Raw genomic sequence first — 14,020 nt, 5'->3', positions numbered from 1 at the left:
CACTGGACTGCTCACGGTGTCCCGCCTTCCCTTCGTGGCAACCGGATGCGGGGCGGAAGATCGAAGCTCGCCCCTGGAGACAAGACGCGCATCAGATTAGAGAGCGTCCGCTTCGAGATCGCATGTCATCGGCGGACCAGGCCGGTGCGTTTGACCGTGGCGAGGAGCGGGGTCGCGTCAATCGCTGTGACGCCGTCCAGTGGGCCCACCGAACCCGTGAGGAAGGTGTAGAGGGCGTCGAGGTCGGTCGCGGCGACGGCTACGACGAGGTTGGCGGGCCCGGTGGTCGCGGCGCAGAACCGGACGTGCGGGTGGGTGCTCAGGGCCTGCGCGGCTGCCTGCAGGTCTCCCGGTCGCACGGTGATCCACAGCAGCGCTTCGGCATGGGCGCCGAGCAGGGCGAGGTCGACCTCCGTCGCCAGGCGCAGCACCTGGCCGCGCAGGAGGGTGTCGAGGCGCCGGCGTGCCGTGAGCGCCGTCGTGCCGGTGCGGCGTGCCAGGTCGGTGTAGGTGGACCGGCAGTCCTCCGTCAGGGCCGCGATCAGGGCCGTGTCGGAGGCGAGGGGTGTCGGCGGCCGGTCGGGGGACGGTGGTTCGGGGGCGAGCAGCGTCAGCTCCGCGGGTGACAGGAGTCCGGCCGTCCAGCGGAATGCCGTGGGGAACACCCTGAGGAGCGTGTACGCGGTCCAGGAGTGGACGGCCTCGGTGGCAGGGAGGTCGCGCAGCAGCAGGTTGTTACGGGAGTCGGCGCCGTCTAGGAAGAACACCGCGGAGATCTCATCGCCACCGCCCAGGACGTCCACCCAGATGGTGTCGCGCCGCCGGGCCAGCGCCTGGGCGACCTGGCGGATCTTGGCGGGGCGGCAGCGGATGCGCAGGGCGAGCGGGATCACCCGTGGGAGGTGTGCCGGGTTGCGGACGGCTGTCGCGCGCAGGGTCTTGTCCGTGTACAGCGGGGTGGCGCGGCGTACGACGGTACGTTCGGAGAGGCCCAGGCAGCGGGCGAGTTCGCGCCATGAGGCCCGGGGTGAGGCCAGGAGGGCGGCGGCGATTCGCCGTTCCGTCTCGTCCAGGGGCTGGCGCATGATCTGCATCGTAGGGCGTGTCCGTGACGTGATTCCTGCACCGCCAGCCGCTGCAAGGACGTAGATCGGTTCCCGTGCCGTAGAACGGTCCGTGTCAGAGGGACTTGGCGGGTCCGCGGACCCGGACATGGTGACGGGAGAAGACGATGACCGATCACGCAGCCGATCTGCTCATCCGGGCGGGCGCGGTACACACCCTGGTGCCCGGCATGGCGCCGCAACGGGCGCTCGCGGTCCGGGGTGACCGCATCGTCGCCGTGTCCGAGGACCTCAACGGCCTTGACCCCATGGCGAGTTCACGCACCGCGGTGCACGACCTGCCCGGCGCCACCGTGCTGCCCGCGTTCGACGACACCCACACGCATCTCGTCTTCGCCGCACACGCGGCCCACGACGTCCCCGTCCACCAGGCCCGCACCATCCCCGAATTCCTCGACCTGATCCGGCAGCGAGCCGCCGTCACACCCGAGGGAGAGTGGATCCGCACCACCACCAACTGGCAGGAACTCAACCTCGCCGAGCGCCGAATGCCCACCGCCCGCGAACTGGACCGGGCCACCCACCGCCACCCCGTCCTGGTCAAGCGCGGCGGCCACAACGACGTCGTCAACACCTACGCGCTCCGCCTCGCGGGCATCACCGAGGACACCCCCGTGCCGCCGGGCGGAGTGATCGGCCGGGATGCAGATGGCCACCTGGACGGCCGGCTCATCGACAACGCCCTGCCTCTGGTGGAGCGGCTGCTCCCCGCACCTGACCAGGCCCGGCGCATCGACGGACTGCGTCTGGCCGGCGCCCAGTACGCGGCCTCCGGGATCGGCACCGTACGGGACTGCGCCGTCACCCCCGACGACTACCGGGTGCTCCTCGCCGCCCGCGAGGCAGGAGCCCTGAACATCAGGGTGCGGGCCCTGATCTCCGCACTCGGGCTGACGGACGCGGGCCAGGCGGAGGACCTGCTCGACGCCATGGAGGAGTGGCGTTATGGGAGCGATCCGTGGCTGGGTGTGTGGGGTGTGAAGTTCGGCCTCGACGGCGGGCTCGAGGCGGGGGCCACCGAGGAGCCGTATGCGTGTGACCACACCTTCTCCGGCACGCTGATGTGGGAGCCGGACGCCCTGGTGGCTGCCGTCGAGGCGGTGGTCCGGCGCGGGTGGCGGGTCGGCACACACGCGTACGGCGACCGGGCCGTGCGTGTGCTGCTCGACGTGTACGAACGTGTCCTTGAGCGCAACCCTGGCCTGCCCGCCGGCATGTTGGTGATGGAGCACGGCGGTCTGGCAGGGCCCGAGCAACGCGCCCGTGCGGTGAAGCTGGGCATCCCCGTCACCATCCAGCAACCTCTTCTGCACGACACCGCCGAGGTCGAGGAGGGTTTCTGGGGCCCTGAACGGGTTGCGAGGATCTTCCCGGCGCGCGGCTGGGTCGACCTGGGCGCCCAGGTCAGCGCCGGATCCGACTTCCCCGTGGGCCAGTTCGGCGCGATGCGCTCCGTCTGGGGCATGACCACCCGTCAGACCGTGATCGGCGTCAAGGGGCCTGAGTACGCCATCAGTTACGCCGAGGCGCTCGCCCTGCACACGACGCAGGCCGCCCGGCTGAACGGCGAGGAGCACCTGCGGGGGAGGCTCACTCCGGGGCGGCTCGCGGACTTCACCGTCTGGGACCGGGATCCCGGGCTCTGCGTGGACGAGGCTCTGCGTGACCTCGCCCCGACTCACACATTTGTCGGCGGCGGGCTGGTCACACCCGCCCGTACCTGATGGCGGCCGCGACACCCCACCGTCTCTGCGGACCTCAGTCCGCCGGCTCCCGTTCGGCTTCCCGCACGCGGCACCCCGGTGATCTGCGCGAATGTCGCCAGCCGGAACGGCCCGTCGTCCGGGTCGAACCCGGAGGCGAACCACGAGTAGTTCATCCATGGCCACCAGATCGCGAAGAAGATCGTCGCGTAGGAGAGCAGACCGTGCCCGATCTGGTCGTGGATCACCGCCGTCGAGAACTCCCGCCCGGCCTGCGCGAGCGCCACGACGAAACACAGGTCGAAGAGAAGTTCCAGCGGTGTCGCGGCGCGGTGACTCTCGTCGGCGGACCGCGCGCTCACCGCGCCCTTCGCCGTTGTCAGTCGGGCCATGGCGGGCTACTGCCCAGCTTCAAGGGCTTCGTGGGCTTCATGACGGCGGGGCTCAGGCGTCGAGGAACTTGTGGACGTCGGCCGCGAACTCCCGCGCATGTTGGTCGAGGAAGCCGTGGGCCGCGTCCGGGTACAGCTTCACCTGCGCGTCGGGGATCAGGCCGGCGGTCAGATGGGAGTACCAGGGGAGGATCATCCGGTCGTCGTCGCCGTTGGCGATGAACACCGGCTGCTCGATGGCCGAGAGGCGTTGCAGGAGCCCGAAGTTCGGCGTCCCCCACTTGAGGACCGCGTCGTACTGGGCGTTGCGGGTCTGCCAGCTGGTCGGCTCGTTTCGCCCCTCGGTACGGCTGAAGATCCTGCCCAGGAACTGCTGCCCGGCTGTCTGGCTCACCGCGGAGGCGGTGAAGAACGCGTGCAGCATGTCCTCGGCGCCGGTCGTCGGTTCGCCGACCGCTCCGATGATGTCGGGGGCCCAGCCGTGCATACCCGGAGCACCCTGCGGCGCGGTCGAGGCCAGGACCACCCTCGCCACCAGGGACGGCCTCGTGAGCGTCATCTCCTGGGCGACGAAGCTGCCGATCGAGAAGCCGAGCAGGTCGATACGGTCCAGCTCGAGCGCCTCGACGAACACGATCGCGTCGTCGGCCATCTGCGCGAACGTGGAGGGCGTGGTCCCCGTCGTCGCGCCCACTCCTACGTTGTCGAAAGCGATGACGTCGCGCGATGCGGCCAGCGCGTCGATGAGATCGGGGTCCCAGTTGTCGAGATTGCCGCGGAAGTGCTGCAGGAGGACCAACGGGCGGCCACCCCGTGGACCGAGGCGCCGGTAGGCGTACGTGACTCCGTTCGCTCCCTCGACGGTGGAGGTGTCTACGGTCAGGTATGTGAGGTTCTGATCCATTGCCGTTCCCATCCGTGCGGGTGTTGGTGAGGCGCCGGGGGCCGCGTCACACCGAGGCCACTCGGGCGTACTCGCCGGTGATCCAACCGGCGATGACCGCCCCGTACTCGTCCGCGCTCTGTTCCCAGGGGAAGTGCCCGGAGTCGAAGCTCGCCAGGCGGCTGTTCGGCAGGCGCCGGTGCAGATACGTGCCGTTGGACGGAGGCACCAGCTCGTCGTGTTCGGCGGTCATCACCTGCACTGGAGTGGTGATGGACGGCAACAGCTCGGCCAGCACGGGAAGTTCGGTGGGGTAGGAGCGCACATAGAGCGCGGACTGCGCGAACCTGCCGTTCTCGTAGGCGCTGACGTAGTCCTCCCAGACCTCCGGCTCCTGCGCCCGGGGCGCCACCGACTCCACCGCTGCGCCCACCGTGGTGCGGCTGTCGAAGTCACGCAGGAAATCGGTGGTCGGAGCCGCGATCATGTCGGCGAGGACCCCGGACACCTCCAGCGGGTACGCGACGCCGCCACTGCCGACGATGACCGAGGCCACAGACCCGGGATGGCGGCCGGCCAGGAGCAGCGCCGCGCCGGTCCCGACGTCCGGGGCCAGCAGGTGCGGCGCGTCCAGACCCCAGCCGCCGATCAGCTTGCGCAGGAACTCCGCCATCGCCGACGGCGTGAACAGCTCGGTACGTCCTTCGGAGTGCCCGAATCCGGGCAGGTCGACGGCCACCAGCCGGGCCACCGGAGCCAGTTGCTCCCAGATCCGGCGGAAGGCGAAGAGGGTCTCCGGCCACGGGCTCGTCATGAGCAGCGTCGGCCCGGACCGCTCGCCCGTGTCCACGCAGCGGATCGCCAGCCCGTCCACCGTTCTGGTCTGCGGGGAGTGTCCGGCCAACCCGGTGATCGCCATGATGAGAATCCCCTTTCGAGTTCGGATCGTCGCGGGCCGCTCAGGCGGTCGCGGCCAGTGCCTGAAGGATGAAGCGCGCCACGGGGACCGGCCGCGCGATGAACGTGGTGTGTGAGCCGGCCATCGACAGGACCGTCGCGCCCATCCGCTCGGCCATGAACGCCTGTGCCTCGGCCGCGATCGCGTTGTCGTCCTCGGACAGCAGATACCAGCACGGCTTGTCCTTCCACCCGGCGTCGGTGGCCTTCGCCAGCAGCGCGTCCAACGCGACCGGCCGCTGGGCGACGAACATCACCTCGGCGGTGCCGACCGGCACGTCCGCGCAGAACGTCTCGCGGAAGCCGTCCCGGCTGATGTAGAGGTCGGGGCCACCGGCAGCTCCGGGAGCGTCGTACTTGGTGGGGGTGGAGGTGGTCGCGAGCAGCGGGGTACGGAACGGTTCCTGCACGCTCACGCAGCTCTCGCCCACGTCGAGGCCGAAGGCAGCGAGGTAGACCAGGCCGACGACGTTGTCCACCGCCGCCGAGACATGGGAGATGACCGCGCCGCCGTACGAGTGGCCCACCAGCAGGACCGGCCCCTCGGTCGCCCGTACGACCTCTGCCACTGCGGCCGCGTCGGAGGCGAGGCCGCGCAGCGGGTTCGGTGCCGCGACGACGTCATGGCCGGCGGCGCCCAGCTCGCGCGCCACGCCGCCGAAGCCGGACGCGTCGGCGAAGGCACCGTGCACGAAGACGACTGTCGGTGACTCGGACATGGTTCGCACCTTTCGGGAAGGGAGGGTGATGGGGGAGGAGAGCGCAGGCCCGGACGTGTGGCTGACCGTTGGTCAGCGGATCTGCTCGGAGATCCAGGCCGCCGCGAATCTGGTCCAGTTGGCGGCCTCGCCGCTGCCTTCGGCCAGACCGAGGCTGTGCGGACCGTGGGCGAACACGTGCACGGTGTGCGGGACATCGTGCGCTGCCAGGGCCGCGGCGAGGCGGTAGGTGTGCTCCGGAGGGACATAGATGTCCTCAGCGGTGTGCCAGATGAAGAAGGGCGGTGACGCTGCGGTCACGAGGGCGTCGAGCGATGTCGCCCGGCGCAGGTCGGGCGTTGCGTCCTCGCCCAGCAGGACGATGCGCGCGGGCCGGTACGTCTCCGTCTCCATCGACGTGATCGCGTAGCCGAGGACGGCGAAATCGACGGACTCACGCGGGTCGCCGCCGGGTGAGAGAGCGGCCAGGCCGGCAAGGTGGCCGCCGGCCGAGAAGCCGACCAGCCCGATCCGGTCGGCGCCCAGTTCACGTCGGCGCCGGATCTCCGCCCTCAGCGCCACGAGCGGCTCGGGATGCCGCACGTTGAGCGGGTACCGGAAGACGCTCGCCGACAGCCCCAGCCCGGCGAGCCAGGCCGTGATCGGCTCCGCTTCGTGCGCGGCGTGCATGGCGTAACCGCCGCCGGGCAGCACGATCAGGTGCGCCGACGCGGAACGGCCGCGCCCGGCGCCCTCACGGGTCGACTGTGTCTGCGCGCCCCGGTCACTCACGGCCGCACCTCCCGCGCTCCCTCGCGGACGCCGTAACCGGCCTTTCATCCGCGACGCTGTATCCAGGCCACCACCTCCCCGCCATGTCTCGCCATCACGCGAACAGGTGAGGGGGTCGGCACGGCAGCCAGAAGCCTGTTGGATTGCCTTGTGGGCACTGAGTTGGCGTCCGGGCGAGGCTTGAGCCGCCCCGGTCATGTATTCAGGTGATGCCGCGCCCCGTAGTAGCGCGCGACGATGGCACTGTCGGTCTTCGGCCCTGGTTCGCGGGGCGCGAAGGTGAGCCGGCGAGACCCCTCCTGAAGGAGAGCTCATGATTCCCGAGAACGCTGTCGATCCGTCGGTTCCGCCGAGTGGCACGGGCTGCGTCGAGTGCGATGAGGCCGGTGGATGGTGGGTGCATCTGCGGCGCTGTGCGCTGTGCGGGCACATCGGCTGCTGTGACGACTCCCTGGCCAAGCACGGCACTGCGCACGCGCAGTCCACCGGGCACCCGGTGATCCGTAGCTTCGAGCCCGGTGAGGAGTGGTTCTGGAACTTCGCCACGTCCGAGTACTTCGAGAGTGGCCCCGAGCTGGCCGCGCCGACGAGCCACCCCGCCGATCAGCCGGTCCCCGGCCCGGCCGGCCGGGTGCCCACAGACTGGGCCGACCGGCTCGGCGAAGGCTGAAGGCCCCGGACGGCGCGTGGTGATCGCGCGCCGTCCGGGGCCTCCCGAGCGGGTGTCATCCCTGGCGGGCCTTGAACCGGGGGTCCCGCTTGTTGATGACGAAGGTCTTCCCGCGGCGGCGGACCACTTGCGCGCCCGGCTTGGCCTTTCCTCCCCCGTCTGCTCGGCCTGCCCGTGATCTGGCTGCTGGCCACACGCGACGACGACGCCGATGTCCTCGGTTCCGTAGCCGCACGTCTGGAGCGCATCCGGCTCACGCCCCTGGCCTCCTCCGACCTCGCGGCCATCGCCCAGGACCGCCTGGGCCGGCTGCCCGACGAACGCACGCGCCGCTTCCTCGACGCATCGGCCGGCAACCCGCTCCTGGCGATCGACGTCCTGGACAACCTCGCGCGAGCGGCCGCGCGTGGAGAGCCCGACACCGTTCCCGAGGAGTTCGGCGCCACCATCACACGTAGGCTCGCGGACCTCCCCGAAGGCGCCCGCGCCCTCGTCGAACTCGTGGCCGTCTGCGGCAGCACCATCACCGTTCAAGAGGCCGTGCGCCTGGCCGAGCAGCCGACCGGCCCGGGGCGCGACAGCGCGCTCGCGACCGCACTCGAATCCGGGCTCATCACCTCAACCGACCAGAACCTCACACCACGCCACGACCTGGTTCGCGAGGCGGTCTACGTGTCCCTGCCCGACCGGGCCGTACGCACCCTGCGCCGACGGCTCGCCGAACACCACCTGCACGCCGGGCAGGCACTCCTGGCCGCACCGCACGCCCGCGCGGCCGCCACCAGCGGAGACGTGGCCGGCGCGCTGATCCTGATCGCGGCCGCCGAGGAACTGGCCACCGCCGGCCCGGACGACGCGGGCGACCTGGCCGCCCTCGCCTTCCGCACCGTCCGCCCCCAGCAGCCGGAATGGCTCGACGTCGGCCGGCGCTGCCTGTCCGTGCTGCGCCGGACCCAGCGCGCCGGAGAAGCCCTGGCCGCCGCGGACGTGATCCTCGCCCACGTGGACGATGCCAACCTGATCGGCGCCATCGAGAGCGAGGCCGCTCGCGCCCTGTGGCTCGGCGGCCGCCTGGACGAACTGCTCGCACGCAACGAACCCGTACTCACCACACGCACCCTCACCCCCGCCGTAGGAGCGCGCCTCACCGCCGCACGGGCCCTGGCCGGCACCAGAGTACGAACGGGAGAACAAGCCGCGCGCGAAGCCGCGGGCGCGCTCGAACTCGCCAGGGCGACGGGGGACAAGGACGCGCTCGCCATGGCCCTGCACGCGGTCGGCGAAGCCGCCCGTAACGAGGGCCGCCACCAGGATGCCCTGGTCAGCTTCCGCCAGCTGCGCGCCCTCGCCGGCCCCCACCAACTCGCCGAAGAGATCACCGCTCTGCAGTTCCTCGACCGCTACGACCACGCCCAACTGCTGCTCGACGAAGTGAGATCGGACTTCAGCAACAGCACCCGCTCGATCCTGCCCGCCCTCATCTCCGCCCAGATGTGGCAGGACTTCAACCTCGGCCGCAGCGACGACGCCGACTCCACCGCGAAGACACTGCAGGAACTCGGCCGGCAACTCGGCAGCGGCGTATACGTATTCGACGCCATCATCGTCCAGACCTCCCTGGAGCTGCTCCGCGGCGACACCGCGGCCGCCGCGGCCCTCCTGGCGCAGGCCGACCGCCTCAGCGAGGCGGACGACGAGGTCCGCAGGCCCGGCCTGACCGTCATGCGCGGGTGGCTCGCCTTCGCCCAGGGCCGGCCCGCGGAGGCCGTCGACCTGCTCGGGCCGGTGGCCTCGGGCGCCACCAACTCCTGCAGCTACTGGCCGATGTGGCCGTGCTGGATGGGCCTCTTCTTCGAGATCGGCACCGCCGGGGCCGACAGCGACTTCACCAAGACCGTCGTCCAGGTCGCCGAACTCGCCGCCGAACGAAACCCCGGGGTGGCCAGTTTTGAAGGCGTGGCCCTGAGTCTTCGCGGGCGCCAGCAGCACGACCTGCCGACGCTCGCCGAGAGCTCTGCGGTCCTCGCCCGCAGCCCACGGCCGATCCTGCGCGCTTTCGGCGCCGACTGCTACGGCCGCGCACTCCTGGCTGACGGGCAGCGCGACCTCGGGCTCGAACTGCTCGACCGGGCATGGGGCGACTACCACCGCATGGACGCACGAGTCCACCGTGACGGCGTGCAGCACGCGATGCGCGAGGCCGGCGCCCGCCGCAAGAAGTGGCCCCGAGCCGTCACCCGACCCAGGACCGGATGGGCCTCCCTCACCGCCGCCGAGCAGCGCGTCGCTCTGCTCATCGCCGACGGACACTCCAACAGATCCGCCGCCGACAAACTCGGAGTCTCGGTACATACGGTGGGCACACACCTGCGCATGGCCTTCAGCAAACTCGGCGTCCAGTCGCGCGTCCAACTGGCCAATACGGTGAACCGAGCGGAGCGGGTCATTCCTCGCTCCGGTGGGTGACCGGTGCGTCGGTGCGATCGCCGGGGAACTCGTACCAGCGGCGCTGCAAGCACACGAACTCCACGTCGGCACGTACCAGGCGCATGAACCCGCAGATGGTCTCCGTGAGCCGTTCTTGAGAGCCGGAGTGGACAAGGCGGCCGTCCTCGGCGAAGGCCTCGTGCGCCCGGGGCAGGCTGAACATGTCGGGGTACACGCGTGTCCCGAGGTGTTCCAGCGGGACGCGCAGCGACCACAGACCGCGGTTCCCGCCGATCATCGACGGAGAGGCGGAGACCAGCAGCGCGTGCTTGGTCTTGAACGGCTGCGGTCGCACCCGGGAGACCCAGTCGATGGCGTTCTTCAGCGCTCCCGGAACCGAGGCGTTGTACTCGGGCGACGCGATCACGAACGCGTCGCACCGCTTGATCCTTTCGCACAGGGCCAGGGCGCCGGCGGGCAGTCCCTCGGAGGCCTCCGCATCACCGTCGTAGAGCGGCATGTCGAAATCCCGCATCTTGGCCAGGTCGACCTCGGCACCGGTCTCGGCGATCACCTTCGACACCAGTGAGGCGAGCCGCGCGTTGGTCGAGCCGGCGCGCAGTGCGGCGCCGAACACCAGAATCCGAACGGGTCCTGGTCGAGCATCTTCGGCCATGGTGCATTCCCTTCTCACCCGGGGGCGTCCGGGACAGTCTTCCCCCGCCCGGCCTGCCGCCCGGGACGACACACTGCGAGTGGAGTGGCGGTGATCACGGACATCGAGCGGAGGGAGGTCGAGTTACTCGGTCAGGAATAGCCCAGCCCTCCAGGGTCACCCGGGGAGCGAGACAGCCGGCTACGGGCCGAGCCGTCACGCTTTGGAGCAGCGGAGCCATGACCAGCAGCGCGAGGAACAAGGAAGTGATGCGGGAACTGCTCAGCCGGCATGGGCAGACCTATGCCGCGGAGGCGGGCATCCGCCTGAAGGACACGCCCCAGCCGTTGTACCGGACGCTCGTGCTCGCGCATCTGCTCAGCGCTCGCATCCGTGCCTCCGTCGCGGTGGCGACGTCGCGGGCGTTGTACGAGGCCGGACTGAACGACCCGAAACGCATGACCCAGGCCACCTGGCAGCAGCGCGTCGACGCCCTCGGGCAGGGCGGATATCGCCGCTACGACGAACGCACGGCCACCCAGCTGGGTGAGGGCGCCCAGATCCTCATCGACCGCTGGGCCGGAGACTTGCGCAGGATGCGGGAGCGGGCGGACGGCGACGCGGACGAGCTGCGGCGGTTGCTGACGGAACTGCCCGGGATCGGCCCCGTCGGAGCGGACATCTTCCTCCGCGAAGTCCAGGATGCATGGCCGGAGTTCGGCCCTCTCGTGGATTCCAAGGCGCTCCAGGGCGCCGAGCGGCTCGGATTGCCCCCGCGGGCCTCGGAGCTGGTCCGGATCGCCGATGACGCGACGACGAACGCGTCCTTGGCCTCGGCGCTGGTACGGGCAGCCCTGGACAAGAACGTCGTGGCGGACTGCCTGGAACACGCTGGGTGAGGCATCCGCTGAGCCGCGTGTGACGGCTGAGGTGTCTGATGCGCTGGAGTGACCAACGGTCGTGCTCCCGGCAGGCACGCGGCGCGCGGACCACGACAGAACGGGTTTCGATGGACGACAGAACAGCCGTAGGCCGTAAGCCGTAAGCCGAAAGGCAGGCTCGCCCCTCGGGGGGTGCGGGTCGGCCCCTCGGACGCTGTCGAAGCGCGGGTGGACGGCAAGCGCAAGCTCCCCGCGTCGCCGCGGCTCGACCTCGTCGACCCAGGGGTGCGCGCCGCGCCGAGTGGCATAGGCCCGGCCGCGTACAGCGCGGAGAGTGCGTAGCCGTCCACGGACCTGCGCCTTGTCGCCTCGTCAGCCCCGCATCCGGTACCGGTGTTCGGGGCGGCCGTTGGTGCCGTAGCGGAGTTCGAGGCAGACCGTGCCCTCCTTGACGAGGTAGGACAGGTAGCGCTGGGCCGTGGCGCGGGAGACGCCGGTCGCCTCTGCGGCTTCGGCGGCCGACAGGGCGCTGCCGGCGGTGCGCAGGGCCTGATGGATCGTGCTGAGGGTGGGCGCGGAGTGGCCTTTGGCCGGGATCCGGGGGACAGCGGGTGGGCGTGCGGCGCTGAACAGGGCGTCCACGTCGGCCTGTTCGGCAGTGTTCGTCCGGCTCAGGGCGTCGACGCGGTCGTGGAGCTGACGGTAGGCGCCCAGTCGTTCGGCGAGGTCGGCGGAGCCGAACGGTTTCACCAGGTAGCCGACCGCACCGAGTTTCATCGCGGCGCGGACGGACGTGATGTCGTGGTCGGCGGTGATCATCAGGGCGTCGGGGCGAGTGCCGTCCTCGTCCTGACTGAGCCGGCGCAGGACATCGAGTCCGCTGCCGTCGGGGAGGAAGATGTCGAGCAGCAGCAGGTCCGGGCGCAGGGTGCGGACCGCTGTCAGTGCTTCGGCCAGGTTCGCCGCCTCGCCGACCACTTCGAAGCCCTGGATCCGGCGTACGTAGTCACTGTGGATGTGGCTGACCCGGAAGTCGTCGTCCACCACGAGGGTGCGGATCACCGGATGTCGCCTCCCTCGGCGAACGCGGCCGTGAACAGTGCGGCCTGGGGTGCCGGTGACATGCCCGGCTGTGGCAGTAGGGCCGTGAAGACCGCGCCCGGTCCTTCGCTGACCGTGATGGTGCCGCCGTGCCGCTGCACGAGGCGGTGCACCAGGGCCAGCCCCAGGCCGCGGCGTGCGGTGTCCCGTTCGGGGCGGGTGGACCAGCCGTCTTCGAAGATCGACTGAGCGGTCCCCGGATCGATACCGGGACCGTTGTCCGCGACCCGGACGACGATCAGCTCGTCGCCTTCGGTCACTGTCAGCCGGATCCTGCGTCCCTCGGTGGCGGGTGGTGCCTCGGCCGTCGCGTCGATGGCGTTGTCGAGGAGGTTGCCGACGATGGTCAGCAGGCGCCGCAGGTGTGGCGGGTGGTCGCCGAGAGCGGAGTCGTCGGTGAGGGAGATGCGAACGCCGCGTTCGGCGGCGACGGTGGTCTTGGCGACGATGAGCCCGACCATCTGCGGGTTGCCGATGTGCTGGCGCACGGCCTCGGTCAGGGCCTGCCCGGAACGGGCCGTGTCGATGGCGTACTCGTACGCGGACTCGTGTTCGCCGATGTCCAGCAATCCGGCCACGGTGTGCATCCGGTTGGTGAACTCGTGCTGCTGGGCCCGCAGGGCGTCGGTCAGTCCGCGTACGGAGTCGAGTTCGCGCAGCAGGCCGATCAGCTCGGTGCGGTCGCGTACGGTGACCACGGCGCCCAGTTCACGGCCTTGCAGGGCGACCGGCATGTGGTTGACGACGAGGCAGTGATCGTCGGTCAGGACGCTGACGTCGCTGCCGGTCAGGGTGCCGTCCAGGGCGCGGCGCAGCCGGCCGTCGGGCAGCACCTCCTCGAGCCGGTGGCCGAGCGCGCTGCCCAGGCCGAGCAGCCGCCGGGCCTCGTCGTTCACGACGGTGATTCTGCCGTCGGGGGCGAAGGCGACGACGCCCTCCCGGATGCCGTGCAGCATCGCCTCGCGGTCCTGCAACAGGCCGGCGATCTCCTCCAGCTCCAGGCCGAACGTGGTCCGCTTCAACCGCCGCGCCAGCAGAAAGGCCGCTGCCGCACCGATCGCGGTGGCGATCGCGGCGTACAGCGCGAACGTGGGCAGCTCGTGCCACAGCTCGCCGAGCACGTCGTGTTCCGGGAGGCCCACCGACACCTCGCCGATCAACGCGCCGGACGGCCCGTACAGGGGAGCCTTGCCGTTGGCCGATCGTCCGGTCGCGCCCTGATCGGTGCCGACGTGCGTGCGGCCGTCCTTCACCACGACCGGTTCGGTCACCGGGTCACCGATCAGGTCCGGGATGGGGTGCGAGTGCCGTACGCCGCGCAGGTCGATCACGACCACGTACGAGGCCCCGGACGCCCGGCGGATCCGTTCAGCGACCGTCTGTACGACGTCTCCGCCGCCTCCGTCCTCCATCGCCTGCCTGACCTGCGGCTCCGCGGCCGTGGTCTGGGCGATGTCCAGGGCCCGCTGCTCGTAGGAGCGGTCGAGTTCGGCCCGCTGCGCGAAGGCGAACAGGACGTAGCCGATCAGTCCGGTGAGCGCGAGGATGACCAGCTGGTTGGCGAAGATCCGGGTGGAGAGCCTCTGCTTTCCACCGCGGTCCGTCCACAATCGCATGGGTCTCACGGGTGCCTCTTCGTGCCGGTGGTGCGAGATGCCGGGCCGGCCACGCTGATGCCCGGGTGGCGTGATTGTGCCTCATGCCCGAGACGCTGCCCATAGGCCGTGTGCTGAGCAG

General features: G+C 70.6%; 13 protein-coding genes and 1 pseudogene. 4 read left to right on the top strand and 10 right to left on the bottom strand.

All coding sequences use genetic code 11. From position 1 onward, the window contains the following. Nucleotides 1–125: 125 nt before the first annotated feature. Nucleotides 126–1,085: an Lrp/AsnC family transcriptional regulator gene (locus tag ABZ893_RS01005; protein WP_361394692.1), complete on the bottom strand. Its 960-nt coding sequence runs from the start codon at nucleotides 1,083–1,085 to the stop codon at nucleotides 126–128. A 146-nt stretch (nucleotides 1,086–1,231) separates the two neighbouring features. On the opposite strand from ABZ893_RS01005, the gene ABZ893_RS01000 reads away from it, so the two are divergent. Further along, the gene (locus ABZ893_RS01000) at nucleotides 1,232–2,848 is read left to right on the top strand and encodes an amidohydrolase (protein ID WP_361394690.1); all 1,617 of its coding nucleotides are present in this window, start codon (nucleotides 1,232–1,234) and stop codon (nucleotides 2,846–2,848) included. Here the strand turns inward: ABZ893_RS01000 and ABZ893_RS00995 are convergent. From ABZ893_RS00995 to ABZ893_RS00975, 5 genes are all read right to left on the bottom strand, one after another. Continuing rightward, nucleotides 2,803–3,219: a low temperature requirement protein A gene (locus tag ABZ893_RS00995; protein ID WP_361394687.1), complete on the bottom strand. Its 417-nt coding sequence runs from the start codon at nucleotides 3,217–3,219 to the stop codon at nucleotides 2,803–2,805. The genes ABZ893_RS01000 and ABZ893_RS00995 overlap by 46 nt on opposite strands. Nucleotides 3,220–3,271: 52 nt before the next feature. Next, the gene (locus ABZ893_RS00990; protein ID WP_361394684.1) at nucleotides 3,272–4,123 is read right to left on the bottom strand and encodes an alpha/beta hydrolase; all 852 of its coding nucleotides are present in this window, start codon (nucleotides 4,121–4,123) and stop codon (nucleotides 3,272–3,274) included. A gap of 46 nt (nucleotides 4,124–4,169) precedes the next feature. After that, entirely contained in the window at nucleotides 4,170–5,021 is an 852-nt protein-coding gene (locus tag ABZ893_RS00985) for an alpha/beta hydrolase (protein WP_361394682.1), read from the bottom strand. Nucleotides 5,022–5,061: 40 nt separating this feature from the next. Next, a complete protein-coding gene (locus ABZ893_RS00980; RefSeq protein ID WP_361394679.1) occupies nucleotides 5,062–5,778 on the bottom strand; it encodes an alpha/beta hydrolase in 717 nt (238 codons plus the stop codon). Nucleotides 5,779–5,850: 72 nt separating this feature from the next. Next, on the bottom strand, nucleotides 5,851–6,549 hold the full coding sequence (locus ABZ893_RS00975) for an alpha/beta hydrolase (protein WP_361394676.1): 699 nt from the start codon (nucleotides 6,547–6,549) through the stop codon (nucleotides 5,851–5,853). 313 nt (nucleotides 6,550–6,862) lie between these two features. Between ABZ893_RS00975 and ABZ893_RS00970 the strand changes: the two genes are divergently transcribed. Beyond that, a complete protein-coding gene (locus tag ABZ893_RS00970) occupies nucleotides 6,863–7,219 on the top strand; it encodes a UBP-type zinc finger domain-containing protein (protein ID WP_361394673.1) in 357 nt (118 codons plus the stop codon). 55 nt (nucleotides 7,220–7,274) lie between these two features. On the opposite strand, the pseudogene ABZ893_RS00965 reads toward ABZ893_RS00970, so the two are convergent. After that, nucleotides 7,275–7,367, bottom strand: a pseudogene (locus ABZ893_RS00965) (ribosomal protein bL36); the annotation flags it as partial. A gap of 26 nt (nucleotides 7,368–7,393) precedes the next feature. Here ABZ893_RS00965 and ABZ893_RS00960 point away from each other — a divergent pair. Continuing rightward, nucleotides 7,394–9,685, top strand: a complete 2,292-nt coding sequence (locus ABZ893_RS00960; protein ID WP_361394670.1) for a LuxR C-terminal-related transcriptional regulator — start codon at nucleotides 7,394–7,396, stop codon at nucleotides 9,683–9,685. On the opposite strand, the gene ABZ893_RS00955 is transcribed toward ABZ893_RS00960, so the two are convergent. After that, on the bottom strand, nucleotides 9,663–10,322 hold the full coding sequence (locus ABZ893_RS00955; protein WP_361394667.1) for an NAD(P)H-dependent oxidoreductase: 660 nt from the start codon (nucleotides 10,320–10,322) through the stop codon (nucleotides 9,663–9,665). The genes ABZ893_RS00960 and ABZ893_RS00955 overlap by 23 nt on opposite strands. 218 nt (nucleotides 10,323–10,540) lie before the next feature. Between ABZ893_RS00955 and ABZ893_RS00950 the strand changes: the two genes are divergently transcribed. Next, nucleotides 10,541–11,200 (top strand): endonuclease, encoded by a 660-nt coding sequence (locus tag ABZ893_RS00950; protein WP_361394664.1) that lies wholly within the window; start codon nucleotides 10,541–10,543, stop codon nucleotides 11,198–11,200. A gap of 354 nt (nucleotides 11,201–11,554) precedes the next feature. Here the strand turns inward: ABZ893_RS00950 and ABZ893_RS00945 are convergent, their stop codons facing one another. Together ABZ893_RS00945 and ABZ893_RS00940 are read right to left on the bottom strand one after the other, a co-directional pair. Then, nucleotides 11,555–12,244 (bottom strand): response regulator, encoded by a 690-nt coding sequence (locus ABZ893_RS00945; RefSeq protein WP_361394662.1) that lies wholly within the window; start codon nucleotides 12,242–12,244, stop codon nucleotides 11,555–11,557. Continuing rightward, nucleotides 12,241–13,899, bottom strand: coding sequence for a sensor histidine kinase (locus ABZ893_RS00940; RefSeq protein ID WP_361396029.1), 1,659 nt, complete (start codon nucleotides 13,897–13,899; stop codon nucleotides 12,241–12,243). Before ABZ893_RS00940 ends, ABZ893_RS00945 begins: the two co-directional genes overlap by 4 nt. Nucleotides 13,900–14,020: the final 121 nt, after the last annotated feature.

Origin of the sequence: Streptomyces sp. NPDC046821, assembly GCF_040645335.1 — a bacterium.
GTDB lineage: Bacteria > Actinomycetota > Actinomycetes > Streptomycetales > Streptomycetaceae > Streptomyces.
This window is presented reverse-complemented; position numbering and strand designations above follow the sequence as displayed.